The sequence below is a fragment of the Beijerinckia mobilis genome, assembly GCF_000745425.1.
Lineage (GTDB): Bacteria > Pseudomonadota > Alphaproteobacteria > Rhizobiales > Beijerinckiaceae > Beijerinckia > Beijerinckia mobilis.
In genome coordinates this window covers 107,707-132,906 of the sequence record NZ_JQJH01000001.1, presented here as the reverse complement: position 1 = coordinate 132,906, position 25,200 = coordinate 107,707, and the positions used below count along the sequence as shown (strand labels likewise).

The following is a 25,200-nucleotide window of genomic DNA, read 5'->3' as shown; positions in this document are numbered from 1 at the left end:
ACGGCGAATGGTCTTCGAAAAGCGGTGCCACCTGAGGCAATGTCATCGATAATCATTCAACATTCTCATCACATGTCGACAGTCTATTCGATGAGTGAGGCCTAGCGGCCAAGAATTTGAACGGGTGATGATAAATATATAATACGGGGAGGACGGGGTGAAATATTTTGGAATGCATGCGAGATCATGCCCCAGACCAAGGCGTGTCGTCACGGGGCTATTGTGTCGCATGACCTCTTTATTACCTGTTTTGGTTGGAACTGGCATGGGAACAACCCTGTGCTCACTGGAGGCTCTTGCAGAAGCAGAGCGCTCAGAGCAATCAGGTAGCCGTGTGAATGCGGAAGGTGATATCGTAAAGAATGCTCCTCCAAGATTGTCTATCTCTCAGCTTGACACGGTCTATGGCTGGAAGGGATGGAATATTCCTTTCTTCTCCTACGGTAATACATTAACGCAAGATACCGATGGTTGGAGATCAAACCTCGCGCGATATGGAATTGGGTTTTGGGCCGGCAATATATCCGCCTTTGCGGTCAATACACTCGATACGCCGTTGACGAATCCGAGGGGCAAGCAAACCTATTGGGGAGAACGAGGCAGTATCAATAGTCAAACCAATATGTTTCTGACATACGACCTTTCTCAATATGGAATTCCTGATGGGCAGCTCCAGATTGGAAGCAGTTTTGTCAACAGCAGCTGGCAGCCCTATATCCCGACTAATTATGGATTTTACCGGCTTGCCTATTACCAAAGTCTTTTCGACAGGAAAGTCGAATTGGGTTTTGGTTATTTGTCCAATGCCCAGACTTTCGTAGGCATTTATGTCGGTGGACAATTACAAAATCCCTTCGGTCCCAGCTCTTCAATTCCCATTCAGCTCGGTCTTTCGGCGTCGCTTGTCACGCAGCCGACTGCCTGGATGAAATATAATATGGCAGAGAATTTCTATAACCAGTTCGGCGTTGCACGAAGCATGGCGCCCACCTCTTCAACGATTTATGACTCGGTGCGTGCCAATCCGGTCGGTCTCGACTTTAACCTTCCTGGGGCGCGCGCCCTTTATATTGATGAGATTGGTTATAAGCAGAAAGCGGCTCCGGATAATCCCTATACGTGGTTTCGGTCCGGTATCATCTACAATTCATCTTTGTTTCATAATTATGAGACCAATGGCGAGAGCACGAATTACGGGTATTACGTCTTGTATGACCGCCAGTTCTGGCAAATCGAACCTTCCTCGCCGATAAAGGCTTACCGCGGCATCTACGGCGGTGTGTCATTCATGTATGCACCGCCGCAGACGAATATTTTCAGCCAATATTACGAAGCACGCCTCTATAGCTTCGGCCTATTCGATTCCCGACCGTCGGACATGATATCGATCGTCTACCAGCATAATGTATTGAGCTCTTATTTTGCCGATCTGACGAATCTCTCGGCAGTAAAAACTGGGACCTACGCGCGCCACGCCAATAATTCGATCACGGCATCCTATTTATGGAAGTTCGGACCTGGTTTATCGCTTACGGTCGGTGCCACTTATACGGATAAGCCGAGCGTTACCTATTTTAAAGGTCAGGGATCTGCTCTGAATTTTCTTGCAAGCACATTCATCGCATTTTGACCCTGCAATGGTACCTTTGATCAGATAAAGCCTCCCTCGATAAAAAGGAATCGCGTCTTTTCCATTGCAGTTTGTTGGGATTCCGTCTTTTTTGATGGGAGGGACGGTGGGCAAGGTCTTTTCAACGGACTTACGGAAACGGGGTTTCCTGTCGAGCTGCGGCGAACCCTTTCCGTGTCTCGGTGGAAATTTACACAAATCCTTGTCTTTGCGATGAAAGACTATACTTGATCGCAGGTAACCTCCGCGTGAATTTGACGGATCAGTTATTCGGCATGTTCATGTGTGAGACCGGGTCGGCTTCACAGGCCGATTCGGAACCCCGATAGGGCCAATGATTCTTGATTGGAAAATTCCTGCCGCATCTATGCGCTCAAGCTTCAAAGTCCGTTGCGTCCGAAATTCCATGATAATCGTCTTTTCAAAATAACGGAATTGCCCCTCGTGACCCTCAGGAGTTAGTCGGTCTTGCTCGTTGAGGCCCGATATCAATCGGGAGACCTGATAAATTTTTGCCAATGGTTTTCTGAATTATGGCATCATACGATTCCTGTTAGGGGAAGAAGGGGATCAGGATGGCTTTTCCTGGAAGAATTGCGGCGATTTTATCCTCCGCGGCGTTTATGTTGCTCGGGGCCTGCGCGACACAACAGCAGGTCGTGAGCGAGGCTGAAGACCATTTGGCGGCCGCCGGTTTCATCAGCCGGCCGGCGAATACGCCGCAGCGGCAAGCCATGTTGAAACAACTACCGCCACACCAGTTTCTGAGACGTGTTCGCGGCAATGCCGTAACCTATGTCTATGCTGACCCTCTGGTGTGTAACTGCCTCTATGTCGGCGATCAGACAGCTTTTGCGCGTTATCAGGCCTATCGCCAGCAGAAGCAGCTTCTGGATCAGCAGCAGATGATTGCGCTCGAATATCAGGATGCCAGCTGGAACTGGGGCGCCTGGGGATGGGGACCGGGGATGGGTTATGGCCCGTTCGGGCCCGGCTACTGGGGTCCTGGTTGGTAAGTCGGTTCAAGCGTCTTTCGTAAACATCCCGCCGCTTTGGACATGCAAACCAAATGTCCAAGGCGAGATGCAAGGCTGGAACCTGTGATCGCCGCCGCAACGTGCCACTCGCGTGGCCATAAAGCTTGGCATATGGTGCGCGGTGGCATTTTACCCCGCGCAACCACCCGTAATGACGATCTTTATGGCAGTTCCATCATCTCTGGCACGGCCGTGAAGAACCTTGCCCCCCATTCCTTTGTGTGCGCCATCTGCGTTTTCACTTCTGTTGCAATGTTCCACGGTAACACAACGATTGAGTCCGGCCGCAGCTTTGTGATCATTGAGGGGGGCAGGATCGGAATGTGGCTGCCGGGCATGAATTTCCACTGCTTGGAGGCCGCGGCATCGTAGACATAGGGTAGCAGGTCCGGCTTCACCCCCGCATAATTGATCAGCGTATTTCCCTTCGCCGCCGCGCCATAGGCCACGACCATGCGTCCTGCTGCCTTTTCTGCGATCAGGAAGGAAAGGAAATCGTCCTTCACCTTGTTGGCCCGCGCCTGGAACGTGTCATAGAGGGCAAGATCATGCAGCCCCGCCGCTTCCTCCTGCGCCAGCAATGCTGCGACAGAAGCCGCGTCAGCGCGCGCGTCGTTCTCATGACAGCCATAGACCCGTAACGACCCGCCGTGGGTTGGCAATTCCTCCACATCACATACACGCAAGCCCGCCGACGAGAAAATCCGTTCGACCGTATGGAGCGACAGATAGGAAAAATGTTCATGATATACGGTGTCGAACTGATTGTATGCGATCAGCTGCATCAGATGCGGAAATTCCAGCGTGATGGTGCCACCGGGCTTCAGCGCTGCCTTTAGTCCCCTGGTGAAGTCGTTGATGTCGGGCACATGGGCAAAGACGTTGTTGCCCGCGATCAGATCGGCTTGCCTGCCTTCCTTGGCCAGCCTTTGCCCCAAAACCTCGCCGAAAAACTCTTCCAGCACCGGCACGCCGATTTCCCGTGCCGCTCGTGCCGTGCTTGCCGTGGGCTCGATGCCAAGGCACGGAATTCCGGCCGCCACGAAGTTTCTCAAAAGATATCCGTCGTTGGAAGCGACCTCGATCACGAGACTGTTCTGGTCAAGGTCGAGGCGCTTCATGATCATTTCGGCATAAAGCTTCGCATGGTTGAGCCAGCTTGAGGAGACGGAGGAGAAATAGGCATAATCGGCGCTGAACAATTCGTCGGCGCGTGTGAAATCGAGCGTCTGTACCAGCCAGCATTGATGACAGACAAAGAGCTTCAATGGAAAATACAGTTCTGGCGCCTGCATCTGTTCCTTGTTCAAATAGGCATTCGACGGTGGTGCGAAACCGAGATCGAGGAACACATGTTCGAGTGGCGTTTGGCAATGACGGCATTTCATCAATCGAATCCCTTAAATTTTGGCGTAATCAGCAAATGGTTGCGGTCGAGTTCCGAAAGGTCGGTGGCGGACAGCGGCCTGTTGTTCCCAAGTGCGGGGTTGTTCCAGGCAATACCGCGCGCGGATTCGGGCACGTAATATACAAAGCGACGTTACAACATCTCGCTCGCCACCTCCATCACCAGGAAGCCGGAGGCGGGGGCTGCCGGGATGATAACCCTTTTCGCGCTTTCGACCGATATTCATCGGCTTGTTATTGCAGATAGGTGGATGGGTCATGGCGCAGATCGACCGCCATATGAAAACAACCGTCCTTAACACAGAGGACCAGCTTCATCTCGGCAGGTGGCGTCGCCGTTTAGGCGGCAGGAACAAATCCTTCAGCGCGGACTTCTCATCCGGGGGATCGAATCATATCTCAAGCGAAATTGGCTCAGGTTAAAGCATTGCGCGGGTAGGCGCACAGGGCATTCTCATCGAGACTTGGTATCAATGTCTCAAATAGCTTTCGAAAAGACGGTGCTATCATTCGGCTTAATGTTATCGCGCGCCCTGCCGTTTTCCACAAGAGCGATGCCGCGCGTGTAAGCAACAAAGCTGAATTGAACCGTTTCAATGTCCAAGGTAGAAAGACAAGCTTGCCGTTTCACTTCATTGATCGCGAGAAAATCTGATCGGCGCGGTCCACACTCCGGCTCGTCGGTGGAGAGAAGCCGCATGGATCAGCCGTCCAGCAGTGCAAAGACAGATTACGGTTTGACCGGCCTTACGGAGGAGGAAGCGCGTCGCCGTCTGGCGCATTATGGGCAGAATGTGATTCCGGAGCAGCACACTCATCCGCTGATCGAGTTTCTGAAGAAGCTCTGGGGACCAATTCCATGGATGTTGGAAGCGGTCATTCTCCTTCAATTTCTGTTGGGGAAGTCCGGAGAGGCCGCCGTCATTGGCGCGCTGCTCGGCGTCAACGCCCTGATCAGCTTCGTCGAGGAAGGACGGGCCGGCAAGGCGCTCGACCTTCTGAGGCATCGGCTCGCAGCCAATGCGCGCGTGCTGCGCGGCGGCTGCTGGCGATCGATCGTGTCGGCGGAACTCGTGCCGGGCGATATCGTCCATCTGCGCATGGGGGATCTGTCGCCGGCGGACATCCATATTCTCGAAGGCGGCATTTTACTCGATCAGTCGAGCTTGACTGGCGAATCTCTCGGTGTCGAAGCTGGAGCAGGCGCGACGGCCTATGCGGCAGCGATCGTGCGGCGCGGGGAAGCGACCGGCGAAGTGATCGCGACGGGACCGCGTACCCGTTTTGGCAAGACAGCCGAACTGGTGCGGACGGCGCGATCGACCAGCCATCTGGCGGAGATCATCTTCAAGATCGTGCGCATTCTGATTGCGATCGATGCCGTGCTGATCTCCGCGCTGCTCGTTTACGCATTCTGGGCGGGCCTGCCGCCGGAAGAGGTTTTGTCCTTCGCGCTGATCCTGATCGTCGCTTCCGTTCCGGCGGCTTTGCCTGCGACGTTCACCCTGGCAACGGCTCTTGGTGCGGCCGAACTGGCGCGCTCCGGCGTGCTCTTGACACGTCTCTCGGCAATCGAGGAAGCGGCAGGTATGGATGTGCTTTGTACGGACAAAACCGGCACGCTGACGGAAAACCGCCTGACGCTCGCGGCGCTTACCCGTTTCACGGCGTCATCGGACGATGAACTCTTGCGCTTCGCCGCGCTTGCCAGCGATCCAGCGACGCAGGATCCGATTGACCTTGCCATTTTGAGTGCGGCGGCCGCACGCAATCTGCTTGCTGCTCCTCCGCGCCGGATCGACTTCATTCCTTTCGATCCGGCCAGCCGCTATTCGCTCGGCCATTATGAGGGAGCGGAGGCGCCGCTTTGGGTGGTCAAGGGTGCGCCGCAGGCCGTCGCCGCTCTGGTCGCCGGAGCAGCCGATAAAAAGGAGGCTATCAATCAAGAGGTGGTGACTCGGGAGGCGATCACGCGACTTGCTGCCTCGGGAGCGCGTGTTCTGGCCGTGGGCCAGGGTACGAGCCGCGCCGACTTGCGGCTAGCGGGCCTCATCGCCCTGGAAGATCCGCCGCGCGCCGATTCCGCTGCATTGGTGGAGGGATTGAAGGAACTCGGGATCAAAGTCATTATGGTGACGGGCGACGATGCCGTCACGGCAAATGCCATTGCCAAAAGAATTGGCATCGATGGGCCGGTCGCCTCCGCCGACATGGTCGCATCTCTCGACAGCGCCAGGGCTCTTGATTATGGCGTCTATGCCCGTGTCTTTCCCGAAGACAAGATCCGCCTGATCCGGTTGCTGCAATCGGCCGGTCACATCGTTGGCATGACGGGCGATGGTGTCAATGACGCGCCTGCGCTAAGGCAGGCCGATGTCGGCGTAGCCGTCGCAAGCGCAACGGATGTCGCCCGTGCCGCAGCGGGCGTTGCCCTCACCGCGCCAGGCCTTACCGACATGCTGACGGCCGTACGGATCAGCCGCCATATCTATCAGCGTATGCTGACCTACACGATCAACAAGATCATGAAGACGATCGAAATCGCTGTCTTTCTGACGATTGGCGTGATCATCACGCAGGTTTTCGTGATCACGCCGTTCCTGATCGTTCTGCTGCTGTTCACCAATGATTTTGTCACCATGTCGATTGCCACCGACAATGTGTCCTATTCGCCGCAGCCGGATCGCTGGGATCTGCGCCTGTTGATGCTGACGGGCGGGGTGCTGGCGGCTCTGGTCCTGATCCTTTCCTTCAGCGTGTTCTTCGTCGGCCGTGACCTCCTTGGCCTTACGCTGGGGGAATTGCAGACCCTGGTCTTCCTCATGCTCGTCGCGACCGGGCAGGGGAATGTCTATCTGGTCCGTGAGCGCGGCCCGTTCTGGCGGTCGCGCCCAAGTTTTTGGCTGATGACGAGCTCGATCCTGGATCTGCTCGCGGTCACGGCTATGGCGAGCCTTGGCATTTTCATGACGCCGGTCAGTTTCGGGCTTATTCTTCTGCTGTTAGGCGTCGTTGCTGCCTATCTTCTCGTTCTCGATCAGCTAAAAGTCGTCCTGTTTCGGTGTCTGGCTATTCAATGATGCGGTTATGGCTTTTTCGAAAATACCGATAGTCTTGTGCGCGCCTTTGTTGCTCCGGAATGCCGGACGATGGGCCTCAAGCCGCCTTGTAGGGATCACAGAAGGCCGCGATCGATGAACCAGCTTCTTGATGAGGCGCATACCCTGCGTGAGCGCGCGCTGACCCACGCCCGCCACGGCCGATGGAGTGAGGCCCTTGCGGAGGCCAATCAAGCCGTCTCGCTCTATCGCCCACTCGCCCAGCAGAAGCAGCCTGCAGCGATGGCGGGTCTTGCTTACAGTCTTGAGCTTTGCGCCAATCTTTTCAGCGAGGCTGGCGGACGGAGCGTGGCGCTCTGTGCTGCCGAGGAGGCTCTTGCCCTGCGCCACCTGCTGACCGCAGAGGGTAGTGAGAGTGCAGAGGCCGATCTCGGTTTTTCCCTCAATATTTTTGCAAGCTGCCTCGGTGACCTTGATCGTTGTGCCGATGCGCTTGTGCCCGCGCGTGAGGCCGTCGAGATTTATCGGCGTCTCGCGGCGAGGACGCCGCAGCAGTTTATGCCGGCGCTGGCGATGACGCTCAGCAATCTTGGTAATCGCCTCAGTGATCTGGGCGTGCGCCAAGAGGCTGCGGTGATAGCCGATGAGGCCGTGAGCCATTATCGCACCTTGAGTCGCCTCGCGCCCGAGATTTTCACAGCGGATCTCGCCGGCGCGCTCAACAATCTCGCCAACAGGCTGAGCGCCTTGGGGCGGCGTGAGGAGGCGCTTGCAATCATGCGTGAGGCGGTCACCTTTTACGAGCAGCTTTCGCATACACAAAGGGCGGTCTTCGCTCCCGTTCTCGCGACGGCGCGGAACAATCTTGCCAATAAGCTCACCGATCTTGGCCTGCGAGAGGAGGCTTTGGCCGTCGCGCAGACATCCGTGGAGCAATTTGTTCTTCTGGCGGATCGTGATCCGCGATCCTTCACGCCCCAGCTTGCCATGGCGCTCAACACATTGTCCAATCGTTTGCGCGATGTTGGCCGGCGTGAGGAAGCGCTGGCGAAGGCGGAGGAAAGTGTGCGGCTGCGCCGCGCTCTTGCGGAATGCGAGCCCGAACGCTTCCTGCGCGATCTTGCCGTTTCGCTCAATACGCTGGCCAATGGTTTGAGCGCACTCAACCGCGTCGTGGAGGCCCTTGAGGCAGCAGAGGAAAGCGTCGTGATCCGCCGCCGCCTCGCGCAAAGCCGCCCGGATATCTTTACACCTGATCTTGCGGCTTCACTGAATACATTGGCCAATAGTCTCGCCGCGAACGGGCGGTTCGAGGAGGCTTTATGCGCGGCGGAAGAAGCGGTCAGCCTGCGCCGTCCCTTGGCGATGGCCTATCCCGATGTCTATCTGCCGAACCTTGCAGGTTCGCTCAATACATTGGCCAATCGCCTGAGCGATCTTGAACGCGATGCGGAAGCGCTCGCTGCCGCCGAGGAAGCGACATTGCTCTATCGCCGGCTCGCGGAACGGCGGCCTGACGCCTTTACCCATCATCTTGCGGGTTCGCTGAATAATCACGCAAACAGGCTGCGGCGTCTCGATCGGCTTGAGGCGGCGCTCGGTCTGGCGAGAGAAGCTTCGGCCTTGTTTCGTTCTCTCGCGGATCGGCAACCCCGGCGATTTACCGCTGATCTCGCCTCGGCGCTCAATACACTCGCCAATATTCTGCTGTTACAGAACAAGGGCGAAGAGGCGGCCGCAGCCTTCGACCTCTATCGTCTCCTCGCCGGAGCGCATACGCAAGTTTTCAACCCAGATCATATCACTTTGCTCAACCAGATGACGGAAATGAAAGAGGTTTTGCCGACCAATCGTATGGAATGGCAGGATAGCGAGTGAATGGAGCGGGGAAGGGAGGAAGGCATGGAGACCCTGCCGATCAGCAAGGCGTTCACACTGTTGGAACCGGGTCCCGTGATCCTGGTCGCGACGCATGATGGTCACAAAGACAATGTCATGACCATCAGCTGGACCATGGTTCTGGATTTTTCCGCCTCCTTCGCCATAACCACCGGACCTTGGAATTATTCCTATGCCGCGCTCGAGAACACGCGCGAATGCGTGATCGCTCTTCCGACCGTGGATCTGATCGATACAATTGTCGGCATTGGTACGTGTTCGGGAAAAGATACGGATAAATTCGCGACATTCGGCCTGACCCGTGTTCCGGCGAACCATGTCCGGGCGCCGCTTATCGGCGAATGTCTGGCCAATATCGAATGTCGGGTTGTCGACATCGTCGAGCGGCACAATATCATCGTCCTTGCTGGTGTGGCCGCTTATTACGATAAGGCCCGCAAGGAGAAAAAGACGATCCATGCCGTTGGCGACGGGACCTTTATCGTCGATGGGCGGCGCATCAACCGGAGGGAGATGATGCGTTCCAAGCTTCCCGAGGGTTTGTAGGTTTTTCTTCCGCCTCTCACAGTCAGCCCGTGGGGCAGGCCCATCAAACTGCCTTAAGAATGTGCACAATGTTTGCTGTCAAGGCATTGAAATGCTTGTGTGCGCCTTGATCGTACGGGCTGTCGGCAAAGAACGATCATTTCTCCAGTGTGGCATAAAGCTTGCGTCAAATTGCACAGGGTAAAGGCTTGTCGTATTCCCTCCAATAAGACGATCGACCGATCGTGGAGAAGATGATGCGGCAAGACTGAAATACCCTGTTCGATTGAAGCATCCTTTCAACGGCGGAAGGATGTGGCGCGGGCCGAAAGTCTTTTCGCTATTCTTTGAAAAGGCTTCAAGTCACGGAATGGGTTCGGAACCATCCGACATTCCGCTGGCCCAAAACGAACCGGCAGGTCATCGGCGGCTTGCCTGGCCCAGATGGGCGACGAAGCGATCTTGTACGACCTTCGTCATCGGACCGAAACCCATGGATCGAGGTTTCCTCAAGGCAGGGCATCTGCCGACGCTGTTTGCCGCTTTTCTCTATTTCGATATTTCCTTCATGGTGTGGGTGCTTCTGGGTCCGCTCGGGATCTCGATCGCGCAGGATTTGCATCTCAACGCTGCCCAAAAAGGCTTCATGGTTGCAACGCCAGTGCTGGCGGGCGCCATTCTGCGCGTCGTGCTCGGCGCTTTCGTCGATCGTTATGGCGCGCGCCGCGTTGGTATCGCGGCACAGATCGTCGTGATTGCGGGGCTCGTGACCACCTGGTTCATCGCGCCGCATTCCTATGAATTCATGTTCGCGCTGGCGCTGGTTCTCGGTCTCGCCGGGGCTTCCTTCGCGGTGGCCTTGCCACTCGCCTCTTCCTGGTATCCGCCGCATTATCAGGGCACGGCGCTCGGCATCGCCGGCGCCGGCAATTCGGGAACCGCGCTCGCGGCTTTGTTCGCTCCGGGCCTCTCCGTTCTTTATGGCTGGCTCAATGTCATCGGCCTCGCCGCCATCCCGCTGATGATCGTTCTCGTCATCTTCATCGTGCTTGCGAAGGATTCGCCGCGCCGTCCGGCCGCCCGGCCTCTGTCCGCCTGGCTGCCGCTGCTGAAAAAGGCGGATTGCTGGTGGTTCATGTTCTTCTACAGTGTCACTTTCGGCGGCTTTGTCGGGCTTGCTTCCTCGCTGACCATCTATTTCAACGATCAATATGGCCTGGCGCCGACATGGGCCGGAACCTGCACGGCGCTCGTCGTTTTCGCCGGTTCCTTCGTCCGTCCCGTTGGTGGCGCGATTGCTGATCGCGTTGGCGGGGTCAAGGCTCTCATTGTCTTCTATATTGGTGCCGCCATCGTCTTCGCGATTGTTGGTGCCGGTCTGCCCTCGATGTGGCTGGCTCTGCCAGTCTTCATCCTCGGCATGTTGGCGCTCGGCATGGGCAATGGGGCTGTCTTCCAGCTCGTGCCGCAACATTTCGCGCATTCCATCGGTATCATGACGGGTCTCGTCGGCATGAGCGGCGGCGTCGGTGGCTTCTATCTCGCTTCCTCGCTCGGCGCATCGCGGCAGCTCACTGGTTCCTACGGCCCGGGCTTCCTGCTCTTCAGCCTGCTGGCTGTTCTGGCGCTTCTCGGCCTCCTTTATTGTCAGCGCCGTTGGCGTTCGGCTTCCGAGGAAGCGATTTCCGGCGCGGATATGGGCAAGGTCGCCGGAGCGGCCTGACCATCCCCGCCTGTCCGGCGCCCCGCATCTCCCGGGGCGCCGGACTTCATACACCCATCGCAACACATACAGACTGTTTCAGGCTCGCGCTGGCTGCCGTGGACCCCATCCGGCGACGCGCCTGAACCCTGTCCCTTTCGTCTTGAGGAATCCCCATGACTGAATTCAATGCGCGCGAGACCGTTCTCGTCGTCGGCAATGGCATGGTCGGACATCATTTCGTCGAACAGCTCGTCGCGCATGGGCTCAACGAGCGTTTCGCCATCCATGTCTTCGGCGAGGAGCGTCACCATGCCTATGACCGCGTGCATCTGTCCGATTACATGAAAGGGCAGGATGCCAAGACGCTGGGACTGTATCAGGAGGATTTTCATGCCGCCCATGGCGTGACTTTGCATCTTGCCGCCCCCGTGCGTTCGATCAACCGGCAGAAGCAGTTGATCCTCACCGATGCGGGCGCCATGTCTTACAAGACTTTGGTTCTTGCCACGGGCTCCTATCCTTTCGTGCCCCCGGTGCCCGGCAATGTTGGCAGCGCCGGGCTCGTCTATCGCACGCTCGATGATCTCGATGCGATCCGTGCCGCTGCGGTGGGTGCAAGCCATGGAGTCGTCATCGGTGGCGGTCTGCTAGGCCTCGAAGCCGCCAATGCGCTCAAATCGCTTGATCTCGCGGTCGAAGTCATAGAATTCGCGCCGCGCCTCATGCCGGTTCAGCTCGATGACGATGGCGGCCGGGCGCTGAAACAGCGGATCGAGGCTTTGGGCATCGGTGTGCGGACCGCTCATGCGACACAGGAAATCATTGCGGGCAGTCAGCGGCGTCATCGCCTCGTCTTCGCTGACGGGACTTTTCTCGAAACCGATCTCATTGTCTTTTCCGCCGGTATCCGTCCCCGGGATGCGCTGGCGCGGGAAAGTGGACTGGTGCTCGGTGCGCGTGGTGGTATCGCCATTGATGGTCAATGCCGCAGTTCCGATCCCTCGATCATGGCCATTGGCGAATGCGCCTCATGGCGTGACCAGATCTTCGGCCTCGTCGCGCCGGGCTATACGATGGCGCGAACGGCGGCCGCCGTCCTCGCCGGCGAGGAAGCTGCCTTCACCGGCGCCGATCTCTCGACCAAGTTGAAGCTGCTCGGCGTCGATGTCGGTTCGATCGGGGATGCGCATGGTACGGCGCCGGGCTCGGCGAGCTATCGCTTCATTGGCGAGACCGACGGCAGCTATCGCCGTCTCGTGCTCTCTGCCGACCGCAAACATATCACCGGCGCGATTCTCGTCGGTGACAACAGCTATTACGATACGATTCTGCAATATGTGCAGAATGATATGCGCCCTCCCGCCGATCCCGCCGCGCTGATCCTGCCGCAATCAGGCGGCGCGCCGCTGCTCGGTGCCGATGCGCTGCCCGCCACGGCCACTCTCTGTTCGTGTCATAATGTTACCAAGGCTCGCGTCTGCGAGGCGATCGACGGCGGTTGCGGCGATCTCGCGACCCTCAAAAAGGAAACCAAGGCCAGCACCGGCTGCGGCGGTTGTGCGAGCCTCCTGAAACAGGTCTTCGAGAGTGAACTCGCGGCGCGCGGCATCAGTGTCGATCACAGTCTTTGCGAGCATTTCTCCTATACGCGGCAGGAGCTTTATTCGCTCGTCCGCGTCCATGCGATCAGGACATTTGAGGATCTGCTGGCGCGCTATGGCAATGGTGGGCTCGGCTGCGATATCTGCAAGCCTGCCGCCGCTTCCATTCTGGCCTCCGCCTGGAACGAGCCGATCACCGATCCCGCCTACATTCCGCTGCAGGATACCAATGATACTTTCATGGCCAATATGCAGAAGAATGGCACTTATTCCGTGGTGCCACGGATTGCCGGCGGCGAAATCACTCCGGAAAAACTGATCGTGCTCGGCCAAGTGGCGCAGAAATACGGGCTCTATACCAAGATCACCGGCGGCCAGCGCATTGATCTCTTCGGCGCGCAATTGCATCAGCTGCCCGATATCTGGGGCGAATTGCTCGCCGCCGGTTTCGAGACCGGCCATGCCTATGGCAAATCGACGAGAACGGTGAAATCCTGCGTCGGCAGCACCTGGTGCCGTTACGGGGTGCAGGATTCCGTTGCCCGCGCGCTGGATCTCGAAAACCGCTACAAGGGGTTGCGGGCACCGCACAAGCTGAAATTCGCGGTCTCCGGCTGTACGCGCGAATGCGCCGAGGCGCAGAGCAAGGATGTCGGCGTCATCGCCACCGAAGTCGGCTGGAATCTTTATGTCTGCGGCAATGGTGGCATGCGTCCGCGCCATGCCGAACTCTTCGCGACCGATCTCGATTTTGAGACGCTCGTCAAATATATCGACCGCTTCCTGATGTTTTATGTGCGCACCGCCGATCGGCTGCAGCGTACCGCCGCCTGGCGGGAAAATCTCGAAGGCGGGCTCGATTATCTGCGCGATGTCATTATCCATGACTCGCTCGGCATCTGCGATGAACTTGAACGTCAGATGCAGGCCGTGGTCGCGAGCTATCGCTGCGAATGGCAGGAGGTTTTGACGGATGAGGAAAAGCTGAAACGCTTCCGCACCTTCGTCAACGATTCCCGGCCCGATCCGAACATCCGCATGGTGCCGGAGCGCGATCAGGTGAAGCCCGCCGATAATCTGCCGGAGAGCTTTGCCGGCAGCGGTCCGAAAGGCTGGACGAATGTGTGCGGCGTCAAGGATCTCGTCGCCAATTCCGGCGTGGTCGCCTGGCAGGATGGCGCCCAGATTGCTCTGTTCTATCTGCCCAATGGGGTGCCGGGCGGCAGCGGCGAGCCGATCGTCTTTGCCGTCGACAATCACGATCCGTTTTCCAACGCCAATGTCATCGGGCGCGGCATCATCGGCGATCTCAAGGGCCATCTCGTCGTTGCCTCGCCGCTTTACAAGCAGCATTTCCGTCTGACCGACGGTGTCTGTCTGGAAGATGAGAGCAAAAAGCTGCGAACCTGGGAGACGCGGCTCTGCGACGGCAAGGTGGAAATCCGTGGCCGTGAGGAGACCGCCCCGGCCGGGCTTGCGCCGGCTCTGGTCTGAAGCGATGACGGCTGAAACCATCCGTTCCGTCTGCCCCTATTGCGGGGTGGGCTGCGGCATCGTCATGGAGGTCGAGAATGATCGCATCACCCGTATCCGCGGGGATGCCGATCATCCGGCGAATGGCGGTAGGCTCTGCACCAAGGGCAGTTCCTGCGACAAGCCGATCAATACGCCGGCCCGCCTGACCGGGGCGTTGTCGCGCCCGGTGCGTGGTGGTGCGCCGGTGCCGTTGCCGATGGATGCGGCGATTGCCGGGATCGCGGAACGGCTCCGCGCGCTCATCGAGCGGCATGGGCCGGATGCGATCGCGCTTTACGTTTCGGGACAAATGTCGATCGAGGCGCAATATCTCGCCAACAAGCTCGCCAAGGGCTATTTGCGCACGCAACATATCGAATCCAATTCGCGTCTCTGCATGGCGAGCGCCGGGGCGGGCTACAAGCTCTCGCTCGGCGCCGATGCGCCGCCCGGGAGCTACGAGGATTTCGAGGCCGCCGATCTGTTCTTCGTGATCGGCGCCAATATGGCCGATTGTCATCCGATCCTGTTTCTGCGCCTGCTCGAGCGCAAGCGCGCGGGGGCAAAACTGATCGTCGTCGATCCGCGCCGGACGGCGACGGCCGACAAGGCGGATCTGTTTCTGCAAATCCGCTCCGGAACCGATCTCGCTCTGTTGAACGGGCTGTTGCACATACTGGTGCGTGATGGTGCGATCGATGCGGATTTCATTGCAGCCTGCACCAGCGGCTTTGGGGCGATGCCGGATTTTCTGGCGCCCTATACGCCCGCGCATGTCGCCGGTCTGACGGGGCTCGCCGCCGCCGACATCGAGACGGCGGCGCGCTGGATTGGCGAGGCGAATGCCTGGATGAGTCTGTGGACCATGGGGCTCAACCAAAGCGTCGCCGGCACGTTTCACACCAATGCGCTTTGCAATCTGCATCTTGCCACCGGCGCCATATGCCGCCCGGGCGCGGGGCCTTTTTCCCTTACCGGCCAGCCCAATGCCATGGGCGGGCGCGAGATGGGCTATATGGGTGCGGGTCTGCCCGGCCAGCGCGTGGCGACACGCGCCGAGGACCGCGCCTTTACCGAGGCGCAATGGAATTTGCCGGAAGGAACCATTCGCGCGGAAGCGGGGCTGGGCACGATCGGCCTGTTCGATGCCATGGCGCGTGGCGAGATCCGCGCACTCTGGGTCATCTGCACCAATCCCGTGGCATCGGTCGCCAATCGTGGCCGGGTGATCGAGGCTTTGGAAAAGGCAGAACTGATCATCGTTCAGGATGCCTATGCCGATACCGAAACCGGCGCCTATGCCGATATTCTGCTGCCGGGAGCCTTGTGGGCGGAAGGCGATGGCGTGCAGGTTTCCTCCGATCGCACGCTGACGCTCGCCCGCAAGGCCGTGCCAGCGCCGGGTTCGGCTTTGCCGGATTGGCAGATCATCGCAAAGGTTGCTTGCGCGCTCGGCTATGGCGATGCTTTTGCCTATGAGAGCGCCGCCGAAGTCTTCGCCGAGCTTAGCCGCTTCGCCAATCCTGAAACTGGTTACGATCTGCGCGGCATCAGCCATGAGCGGCTGCTGCAGGGGCCGGTGCAATGGCCGAGCCCGCCACAGGATGCGGCGGCGCGGCACCCGATCCGCTATGTCGATCCGGCGCAGGCCCCGGCGCCCGGCCGGCAATGGCCCTGGCCGCATTTTCCCAAGCCTGATGGACGGGCTTTGTTTCATCCGTGCCCCTATCTCGCGGCGGATGAACAGCCGGGAGGCGATTATCCCTTTCTGCTCGACAGCGGGCGTCTGCAACATCAATGGCATACGCTGACCAAGACCGGGCGTGTCGACAGCCTGAACCGTCTCAACCCCGGCTCCTTCGTGGAACTCAATCCGGACGATGCCGCGCGTCTCGGCATCAGCGCGGAGCAGCCGGTGCGCATAAGGTCGCGCCGGGGCGAAGCCATTCTGCCCGCGCGCCTCAGCGACCGCGTCGCGCCGGGAACCTGCTTCGCGCCGTTTCACTGGAACGACCGTTTCGGCCCCAATCTCGCGGTGAATGCGCTGACCGGCGATTGCGTCGATCCGATCTCGCTGCAGCCGGGCTTCAAATTATGCGCCGTGGCTCTGGAAGCCGTAGCACCATCCTATGGCCACAACAGCCTCCGGGCCTTTGGCGAAAAGGAACCAGCTGTACAGGCCGTGGCGGCTTCCGGTCGATCGAATGAGCAGGCGATGATGAAGGGAAAGATCGAGACGCTCGCCAATCTGCTGGGCGTGTCCGTCGCGGTGCCGGAGGATTTTTCGGTTGAGGCACGGCTGTGGCTCGGCGGCTTTCTGGCGGGCGTCGCGGCCGGGGATTCCGGTGCGGAGACGCACTTGCCGGTGGTGCCGGATCACGCGCCGCTGACACCCGGCCAGCGCCTGCATTTCGATGGCATGCTGGCGGGCCTGTTTTCCCGCAGCAGGCCGGAGGCCACCAGCGATGCTTTCGGCAGGCAGGAACCGATCCAGATATTTTGGGCCTCGCAGACGGGGCGTGCCGAGACGCTGGCGGGTGAGATCGCGCGATGGCTGCAGGAGGCGGGGCATCGCGTCCTCTGCTCCGGTCTTGAGGAACGACGGGCGCGTGATCTCTTGCAAGGCACGGTACTGTTCGTCGTCTCGACATTCGGCGATGGCGAGGCGCCGGATAATGGTGCGCCGTTCTGGAACGCCTTGCTTGGCCGCGACGACAAACTCTCGGGTCTTTCCTACGCCGTGATCGCGCTGGGAGATTCGTCCTATGCCAATTTCTGTGGCTTCGGCCGTGCGCTCGACGGCCGTTTAAGCGCGCTTGGGGCAACGGCCATCCTGCCTCGCCTCGATTGCGAGCCCGATTACGAAGAGGATGTCGAGGACTGGCGGGGCCGGCTGCTAACCCATTTGGCCAAAAGCAAAGCGGGACAGCCGCCTGCCGAAGCCCTGGCGCCGGCGACGGCTGTGACGATCACCGCGTCATCCAAAGGCATGTCTGCGGTCGAGCCGAAACGGGTGAGCCGCGATCATCCCGTCACCGTATCCTTATGTCTGAACCGGCGGCTGAGCGGGTCGGCTTCTGACAAGGAAACGCGGCTGATCGGTTTCGACCTGTCCGGCACCGGGCTCTCCTATCAGCCGGGCGATGCGCTGGGCGTCTGGCCGGTGGCGGAGGAAGCATCGGTCGAATGCGTGCTGGAGGCTCTTGGCTTGCCGGGCGACACGCCGGTGATGGTGCGCGGCTTTGGTGAGATTGGACTCCGGGAAGCCTTGCGCCACCGGTTCGATCTGTCGCGTCCGGCGCCCGCGCTGCTGCAGCGTTTGGGGCGGGCTGATGGCAAGCAAGGAGACAAGCACGGCGAGGCCGGACCGCTTGAAGGCCACGTCCTCGATCTGTTGCGTGATGTCCGGCTCCAGATTCTGCCAGCCGATGTGCCGGTTCTGTTTCGCAGGCAGCAGCCGCGGCTTTACTCGATTGCCTCGTCGCCGCTCGCCATGGGGCAGGAGGTGCATCTCACTGTCGGCGTCGTGCGCGGGGCCTATCCCGGCACCTGTTCGACGTTTCTGGCTGATCGCGCGGGTGATTGCGGCGCCTCGATCTTCGTTCAGCCGTCGCTACATTTCCGCTTGCCGGAGGCGAGCGATACGCCGATCATCATGATCGGTCCCGGCACCGGAATAGCGCCGTTCCGCGGCTTCCTGCATCATCGCCAGGCACAGGGGGCAAAAGGCCGGAGCTGGCTGTTCTTCGGCGAACGCCACGCGGCGAGTGATTTCTATTATCAGGAGGAACTTGCGGGTTTTCTCGCCTCGCGCTGCCTCACGCGGCTCGATACCGCCTTCTCGCGCGATCAGACCGAGCGTATCTATGTTCAGGACCGGATGATGGCGGCGGGTGCGGATCTATGGAAATGGCTGGAACAGGGCGCTTATGTTTATGTCTGCGGCGATGCCGCGCATATGGCTCGTGACGTCGATGCTGTATTGCGCAGGATCGTGGTGCGGCATGGCGCCATGGCGGATGCGCGCGCCGATGAATATGTTGTGCGGATGGGGCGGGAAGGGCGTTATCGCCGCGATGTCTATTGAGGCGTGAATGAAGATCCTGCTGGCGGATGACAACAGCAGCCGCGCACGTGCTCTGTCGGACATTCTCGCGGGGGATGTGTCGATGGCACTCGCGCGGTTAAAGCCCGGGCAGAGTCTGATCGATGCGGTCGCTGCTGAGGCGCCCGATGTCGTTCTGGTCGATATCTCCCGGCCCGATCGTGATGCGCTCGATTCCGTGCGCGCCCTTTCGGCGTCGGGGACGCCGCGTCCGGTGGTTCTCTTCGTCGACGAGGATGATGCCGACTTGATGGAGGCGGCTTTCGAGGCCGGCGTCTGCTCCTATAATGTGGTCGATGCGCCGCTCAAGGATGTGAAGCCGCTGCTGCGGGCGGCGATCGCGCTTTATACGCGTTTCCGCCGCACCGAGGAGGAATTGCGGAGTGCGCAAAAACAGCTTTCCGAACGGGCGTCGGTCGATCGCGCCAAAGCCGCCCTGATGCGCACGAAACGGATGAGTGAGCCCGAAGCCTATCGTTGGCTACGCAAACGGGCCATGGATCAGGCGAGGAAAATTGCCGATGTGGCGGAAGATTACCTGCGGACAATGGATGGTTGAGCCGAGATGAGCCTGTTTCCCATCCGTATTGGCTTTCTGCGTCTGGCCGATAGCGCGCCGGTCGTCGCGGCGCATGCCTTCGGCCTGTTTCTTGAGGAAGGCATAGAGGCGCGCCTTTGCGTCGAACCGTCATGGGCCAATCTCGCCGACAAGCTGACCTGGGGCAAGCTCGACGCGGCGATTTTGTTTCCGCCGCTGGCTCTCGTCACGGCGGCGGGCTATCGCGGCCGCAAGGTGGCGCTGTCGCTCGCGGCTCCGCTCAGCCGGGGCGGCAATATGATCGTCCTGCGCCGTCTCGGCGGCGCGGCGGACGATGGGGATCGCGCGGGCGATCTTCGGGGAGCGCCACCTGGCGACGCCGCTGCGCGCCAGGCCACGGTGAGCGTCTGGTTACAACGGCTCGGCCGCCGTCCGCGCTTCGCCGTCGTTCACGGATTCTCGACGCATATGCTGATCCTGCGCCGTTTCCTGGCCTCGGTTGGTGTCGATCCTGTTGCCGATGTCGATATTACCATCATGCCGCCGGATCAGATTGTCGCCGCCATGGCGCGCGGGGAGATCGACGGCTTCTGCGCCGGGCCGCCCTGGGGCGCGGAAGCCTGTCTCGAAGGGCTTGGTTTCATGATCGGTGGCTCGTCGACGGTCATGCCACGGCATATCGAAAAATGTCTGGTGGTCTCGCAAAAATGGCTGGCGCAATATCCCGAAGGTCTCGGGGCACTGCGGGTGGCGTTCCAGCGCAGCATCGATCTTTGCAATGCGCCGGACCGGCAGCAGGATATTGCCCGGCTGCTCGCACTCGATATTGGCGAAGGCGGCCTCGCTTTGCCCTTTGCCGCCACGCTGGCGGTATTGCCCTGTGGAGACCAGCCGGAGCGCATGGAATTTTGCGCGCCGCAGACGCTCGCACCGGAGGATCTTGCCTGGTGCGTCGACGATATGCAGCGTCTCGATTGGCTTTCGAACGACCAGACCGGCGATCTGCTGCTGCGCCGGAGCGCATGAGCGCCATTCTTTCCGTGTGAGCGCGTGAGCGCCGATCCTTCTGATTGCCTTTTCGAGCGGTGCCGCGCTTTCAGCGCGCCGGTTCGACGTCTTCGAGAAAGCGGACCCAATCCTCGGGCAGGCCGTGGGAGCGCGCGCCTTCCCTCAGCAGCGTGATGTAGCGCAGCGACGGATTGCCATCCTCCTCATTACCCTGCGCAATATAGGTCATCGCCGGCACCGGGAAGCCGTCATGAGTCTCGGTGTCGAGCCAGACCGGGCGGTAGCGGCTGCCAGGGACTCCCTCGCTGGCATTGAGCCGGATCATCTCCCGCGCGGTGATGCTGTAAAGGACGCCCCATACCTCCGAGGCTGGGTCAGGGCAGATATTGGCGGGCGCCGCCTTGCCCTTCGGCCGTCCATCGAGATTGAATCGTAAACGGTAGCCCTTGAGGCAACCGGCCTTCCATTCGAGAGGCCGCATGCCGCGCCGTTCGAGAAAGGCGGTGTCATGCATGTTGGAACCATAGGCGAAGTACCAGATTCTGTCGGACGGACGCCGTGGAAGGTCAAGCTTATGATAACGATAATGCCATTGTGACAAAAGCCAGGATTGTGCAGCGAGCCGCCGCCATCGGATACGTATCATGGACTCTACCAGTGGAAAGGGATGGACCTATATCTGTTTTGACGACGGTCTGCCTGATCCGCGAAACCAGCTTTTCCAGAGCAATTTCGATGCAAAAAGAATCGCGGCGGTTTCGAAATTTTTGAAAAACAATGATTGGTAATGGGGTATTCTGGAACGATTTGCACCAGCCCCGGAAGCACCAAATCGATCGCGGTGGCGTGAACGTGACATTTCCGTTCTGCCTGCCGTCAAGACAGAGGTAACGCCTTTGAAGCCAGCCGACAAGAAAATGACGTTTCCGGCGGCGAAGGGGGAAATGGCCGCCAGGGTCCGTGATTTCGATTGGGCACAGACATCCCTTGGGCCTATTGCTGAATGGTCGGCGACATTGCGAATCGTCGTCGATATGATGCTCGCTTCGCATTTCCCGAAATGTCTGTGCTGGGGGCCGGATCTCATCAGCCTCTATAACGATGCCTACAGGCCAATTCTCGGCGAGAAACCAGAGGCTTTGGGACGGCCGTTCAGGCACGTCTGGTCGGAAGCGTGGGATGAAATCGCACCGATCGTCGGGCGCGCCTTGGCGGGCGAGGCCACATTCATCGAGGATTACGAGCTTGCGATCAATCGTTTCGGACGTCCCGAGCAGGCTTATTTTACTTTTTGTTACAGCCCGGTGCGGGATGAGAACGGGATTGTCGTCGGCATGCTCGACACCGTGGTCGAGACGACAGGCAAGGTTCACGCCGATCAGCAATTGCTGGAAGAGCGCAATCGCTTCCTGCAATTGTTTGAACAGGCGCCGAGCTTCATGGCGGTTCTGAGTGGGCCGGACCATCGGTTCGAATATATCAATCCCGCCTATCAGCGGCTGATTGGAAAACGTAAGGCCATCATCGGGCAGCCCACCGCTGAAGTGCTGCCTGATGCCGTCGAACAGGGTTATCTTGCGCTGCTTGATAATGTCTATGCCAGCCAAATGCCCTATACGGCATTTGGCGCGCGTTATGACGTGCAGCCGGAGCCCGGTGCTTCCGTGCGTGTCTGCTATGCAGATTTCGTGTTTCAGCCGATCCGGGATACTGCGGGCACGGTGACGGGCATATTCGTCGAAGGTGTCGATGTCACCGATCGTTATGAGGCGCACAGGCTGCTCAAATGGACGAACGAACGCCAGAGCATGCTCGTCAGGCTATTACAGGGCAAGCGGGAGAAAGATGATCCCGAGGTGATGATGCAACAGGCATCGCAGGAACTCGGACGCCTGCTGAATGCTGACCGTGTCGGTTTCTTCGAAATGGCGGGCGACCATCTGGTTACGTTCGGCGCCAGCTGGAATAACGGCATCCTTCCCTGTCTCACAGGCCAATGGGCGGCCGAAAATACCGGCACGGCCTATCTCGCGAAACTGCGCGAAGGGAAAACCCAAGGGTTCACCGATGTTGAAAAGGATCCGCTCACTCAGGATGCCCATTTTCTCGATATCGGCATACGGTCTGGCATTGGCGCGCCAATTATCCGTGGCGGACGACTGACGGCTGGCGTCTACGTCAATCAGGCGAGCGTACGCGCCTGGACACCGGCGGAAATCGATCTCGTTCGCGATGTTGCCGAACTGACATGGAATGCGGTGGAGCGCGCGCGCAGTACCGAATTGTTGCGGGAGAGCGAAACCCGATTCCGTGAGGTCGCGGATGCCGCGCCCGTCCTCATCTGGCTTTCCGATACGGACAAGAATTGTATCTGGTTCAACAAATCATGGCTGGATTTTACCGGCTGCACCATGAAAGACCAATGTGGCTACGGCTGGGTGCGGCGGATTCATCCGGACGACGCCGGCCATGTTCTTTCCACCTATGAGAGCGCATTCGACCGGCGGGAACACTTCCGCATGACTTATCGTCTACGCAACCACGATGACGAATGGAGGATCGTCGCGGATGTCGGAGTGCCGCGTTTTGCGGGGGATGGTGCGTTTCTGGGCTATATCGGTTCCTGCATCGATGTGACCGAGCAGCAGACTGCGATAACCGCGTTGCGCCGTGGCGAGGAGCAGCTGCGACTGGCGACGGAAGCCGCCGAGGTCGGATTCTGGGATGTGGATGTTCTCACCGGCGCATTGACATGGCCGCCGCGTGTCAAGGCGATGTTTGGAATATCGCCGGAGGTGCCGGTCACCATGGCTGATTTTTATGCCGGTTTGCATCCCGAGGATCGTGAACCCACAAGCGCAGCCTATGCCGCCGCCATTGATCCTGCACGGAGGGCTCTTTATGATGTGGAATATCGTACCATCGGCCGGGAGGATGGCATCACCCGCTGGGTTGCGGCCAAGGGGCGTGGCATTTTCGATCAAAAAAACCGGTGTATACGCGTCATCGGCACGGTGATCGATATCACCCGGCGCAAGGCGATCGAGGAACGGTTATGGCAATTGAACGAAGATCTCGAACGTCAGGTCGAGATCCGGACTGTGGAACGAGACCGTGTCTGGCGCAATTCCCGTGACTTGATCGTTATCCTCGATCGGTATGGCTATATCCGCAGCGTCAATCCCGCCTGGCAGGAGATTCTCGGTCACGAGCCGCAAATGGTCATCGGCGAAAAGCTGGATGCATTCGTGTGGCCGGAAGACAATGCGCATGCGTTGGATGCCGTGACCAAGGGGTTACCCACGGATTTCGACAAGCGATACCGTCACCGCAACGGTTCGCCTATATGGCTCGAATGGCGCTCCTCCATCGAGGGTGATCTCGTTTATGCCTATGGCCGCGACATTACCGCCGATAAGCTGCGGGAGGACGCCCTGCGGCAGACGGAGAATGCACTCCGGCAAAGTCAGAAAATGGAGGCGGTCGGCCAGCTGACAGGAGGGATAGCCCATGATTTCAATAATATGCTTGCGGTCATCATCGGCAGTCTCAACTTGCTTGATCGCCGGACCGGCATGAGTAATCCGCGCACGAAACATTATATCGATGGCGCACTCGATGCGGCCAAAAGGGCCGCCAATCTGACGCAGCGGCTGCTAGCCTTCTCGCGCCAGCAGCCACTTCATCCTGTTCCGATCGATGTCAACGATCTCGTGAACGGCATGACGGAAATCCTGAAACATTCTCTCGGCAGTGATATCAGGCTCGATGCTCGATTGGGTTCCGGTCTGTGGCGCGCCAATGCCGATCCGAACCAGCTTGAAAATGTCATTCTGAATCTTGGGGTCAATGCCCGCGATGCCATGCCCCAGGGAGGCTTGCTGACGATTGCAACGAAGAATATCACGATCGACGTTTTTTATTACGACGAGCAGGATATTCCCGAAGGGGATTACGTCATGTTATGTGTGTGCGATTCCGGCACAGGCATGGCGCCGGACATTGTCACCCGCGCCTTTGATCCCTTCTTCACTACCAAGGAGGTGGGCAAAGGAACTGGCCTTGGCCTTAGCCAGGTCTATGGTTTCGTGAAACAAAGTGGCGGCCATATCAAGATCAAATCCGCACTCGGAGTGGGGACCGAGGTGAGGATTTATCTGCCGCGTTTTTTGGGGGCGTCTGCCGACGTGGAGCAAAAGGTGCCGGCGGAATTGCCGGGTGTGCATGCCGATGAAACCATTCTCGTCGTTGATGATGAGCCTGTCGTGAGACAGCTCAGTATCGATGCACTGGTCGAACTCGGCTATAATGTCCTGGAAGCGGAAGATGCGACGAGCGTTCTCACGCTGCTCGATCTTCATCCGGAAATCACGCTTCTCTTCACCGATATCGTCATGCCGAACATTCATGGCAGGGAACTGGCCGATGAGGCGCGGCGGCGGCATCCGGATCTCAAAATTCTCTTTACGACCGGCTATGCGCGAGACGCCATCCTTGATGACGGTATCCTCGATCAGGGCGTCGAACTGATCGGAAAACCGTTCACCCTTGAAGAGCTGGCGGCGAAGATACGGTCGGTTCTCGACCGGTAGAGCATTTCAACCGGATCGAAAAATGCTCCTGCCTATTCAATCGGCTTAGAGACGGCGCACCTTTGCCGGAATCGGCAGGGAGTCGCCGCTTTCAGTGACGATATCGAACCGATAATGGCCGGAGTCGTCGCGTTCGACGATATAGCTCAATGTCTCGATGACATTGTTCTCCTGGTCGAAAGTGAGGATCTTCGGCTGGAAATTGGGGATGCTTTCAGCGTCGATGTAATGTGAGCTGCAAATGATGATTTCATCGCCGACCTGGCAGGTGCGTGCCGCCGCACCGTTCAGAATACAGCACCGGGAATGACGCTCTCCAAGAATGACATAGGTCGAAATGCGCGCGCCGGAGCTCTTATTCCAGATCTCGACGAATTCGAGCGGCAGAATGCCTGCCTGTTCGCAATGATCCGGATCAAGCGTGATCGAGCCATGATAATTGAGATCGGCTGCGGTAATATGGATACCGTGCAGTTTCGCAGCCATGACTTTGCGCATAGACGAACCTCATATCGGAAAGCAAATCATCGCATGGGAGAGCGCGGGCGCGTGCAAACGCTGGGAGGCCAGCCCATGAGC

At 58.9% G+C, this 25,200-nt stretch carries 15 protein-coding genes; 11 read left to right on the top strand and 4 right to left on the bottom strand.

Annotation, left to right across the window (positions count from 1 at the left end):
• The first annotated feature begins 229 nt into the window (after positions 1 to 229).
• Both DL88_RS00525 and DL88_RS00520 read left to right on the top strand, forming a co-directional pair.
• Positions 230 to 1,630: a carbohydrate porin gene (locus DL88_RS00525; RefSeq protein WP_169741514.1), complete on the top strand. Its 1,401-nt coding sequence runs from the start codon at positions 230 to 232 to the stop codon at positions 1,628 to 1,630.
• A gap of 575 nt (positions 1,631 to 2,205) precedes the next feature.
• The gene (locus tag DL88_RS00520; protein WP_051955419.1) at positions 2,206 to 2,646 is read left to right on the top strand and encodes a hypothetical protein; all 441 of its coding nucleotides are present in this window, start codon (positions 2,206 to 2,208) and stop codon (positions 2,644 to 2,646) included.
• 182 nt (positions 2,647 to 2,828) lie between these two features.
• Here the strand turns inward: DL88_RS00520 and DL88_RS00515 are convergent, their stop codons facing one another.
• Together DL88_RS00515 and DL88_RS00510 are read right to left on the bottom strand one after the other, a co-directional pair.
• Positions 2,829 to 4,055: a class I SAM-dependent methyltransferase gene (locus tag DL88_RS00515; RefSeq protein WP_034990661.1), complete on the bottom strand. Its 1,227-nt coding sequence runs from the start codon at positions 4,053 to 4,055 to the stop codon at positions 2,829 to 2,831.
• Positions 4,056 to 4,552: 497 nt separating this feature from the next.
• Positions 4,553 to 4,774, bottom strand: a complete 222-nt coding sequence (locus DL88_RS00510; protein ID WP_034990659.1) for a hypothetical protein — start codon at positions 4,772 to 4,774, stop codon at positions 4,553 to 4,555.
• Here DL88_RS00510 and DL88_RS00505 point away from each other — a divergent pair.
• The 8 genes from DL88_RS00505 (at position 4,773) to DL88_RS00470 (ending at position 20,047) form a co-directional block, all read left to right on the top strand.
• Positions 4,773 to 7,154, top strand: a complete 2,382-nt coding sequence (locus DL88_RS00505) for a plasma-membrane proton-efflux P-type ATPase (protein WP_051955418.1) — start codon at positions 4,773 to 4,775, stop codon at positions 7,152 to 7,154. The genes DL88_RS00510 and DL88_RS00505 overlap by 2 nt on opposite strands.
• Before the next feature lie 114 nt (positions 7,155 to 7,268).
• Positions 7,269 to 9,011, top strand: coding sequence for a tetratricopeptide repeat protein (locus tag DL88_RS00500; RefSeq protein ID WP_051955417.1), 1,743 nt, complete (start codon positions 7,269 to 7,271; stop codon positions 9,009 to 9,011).
• Positions 9,012 to 9,578 (top strand): flavin reductase family protein, encoded by a 567-nt coding sequence (locus DL88_RS00495; RefSeq protein ID WP_370736373.1) that lies wholly within the window; start codon positions 9,012 to 9,014, stop codon positions 9,576 to 9,578. It begins immediately after the preceding gene.
• Positions 9,579 to 10,050: 472 nt separating this feature from the next.
• A complete protein-coding gene (locus DL88_RS00490; RefSeq protein ID WP_034991128.1) occupies positions 10,051 to 11,280 on the top strand; it encodes a nitrate/nitrite transporter in 1,230 nt (409 codons plus the stop codon).
• Between the two features lie 155 nt (positions 11,281 to 11,435).
• Complete coding sequence (gene nirB, locus DL88_RS00485; RefSeq protein ID WP_034990656.1) at positions 11,436 to 14,357, top strand: nitrite reductase large subunit NirB; 2,922 nt, start codon at positions 11,436 to 11,438, stop codon at positions 14,355 to 14,357.
• Positions 14,314 to 18,465, top strand: a complete 4,152-nt coding sequence (locus DL88_RS00480; RefSeq protein WP_245270562.1) for a bifunctional nitrate reductase/sulfite reductase flavoprotein subunit alpha — start codon at positions 14,314 to 14,316, stop codon at positions 18,463 to 18,465. Before nirB ends, DL88_RS00480 begins: the two co-directional genes overlap by 44 nt.
• Positions 18,466 to 18,472: 7 nt before the next feature.
• Positions 18,473 to 19,042, top strand: a complete 570-nt coding sequence (locus tag DL88_RS00475; protein ID WP_034990653.1) for an ANTAR domain-containing response regulator — start codon at positions 18,473 to 18,475, stop codon at positions 19,040 to 19,042.
• Positions 19,043 to 19,048: 6 nt separating this feature from the next.
• A complete protein-coding gene (locus DL88_RS00470) occupies positions 19,049 to 20,047 on the top strand; it encodes a CmpA/NrtA family ABC transporter substrate-binding protein (protein WP_034990650.1) in 999 nt (332 codons plus the stop codon).
• A 70-nt stretch (positions 20,048 to 20,117) separates the two neighbouring features.
• Here the strand turns inward: DL88_RS00470 and DL88_RS00465 are convergent, their stop codons facing one another.
• A complete protein-coding gene (locus tag DL88_RS00465) occupies positions 20,118 to 20,675 on the bottom strand; it encodes a gamma-glutamylcyclotransferase family protein (protein WP_034990648.1) in 558 nt (185 codons plus the stop codon).
• A gap of 271 nt (positions 20,676 to 20,946) precedes the next feature.
• Between DL88_RS00465 and DL88_RS19125 the strand changes: the two genes are divergently transcribed.
• Entirely contained in the window at positions 20,947 to 24,621 is a 3,675-nt protein-coding gene (locus DL88_RS19125) for a PAS domain S-box protein (protein WP_051955416.1), read from the top strand.
• A 45-nt stretch (positions 24,622 to 24,666) separates the two neighbouring features.
• On the opposite strand, the gene panD is transcribed toward DL88_RS19125, so the two are convergent.
• Positions 24,667 to 25,119, bottom strand: a complete 453-nt coding sequence (panD, locus tag DL88_RS00455; protein ID WP_034990646.1) for an aspartate 1-decarboxylase — start codon at positions 25,117 to 25,119, stop codon at positions 24,667 to 24,669.
• Positions 25,120 to 25,200 lie beyond the last annotated feature (81 nt).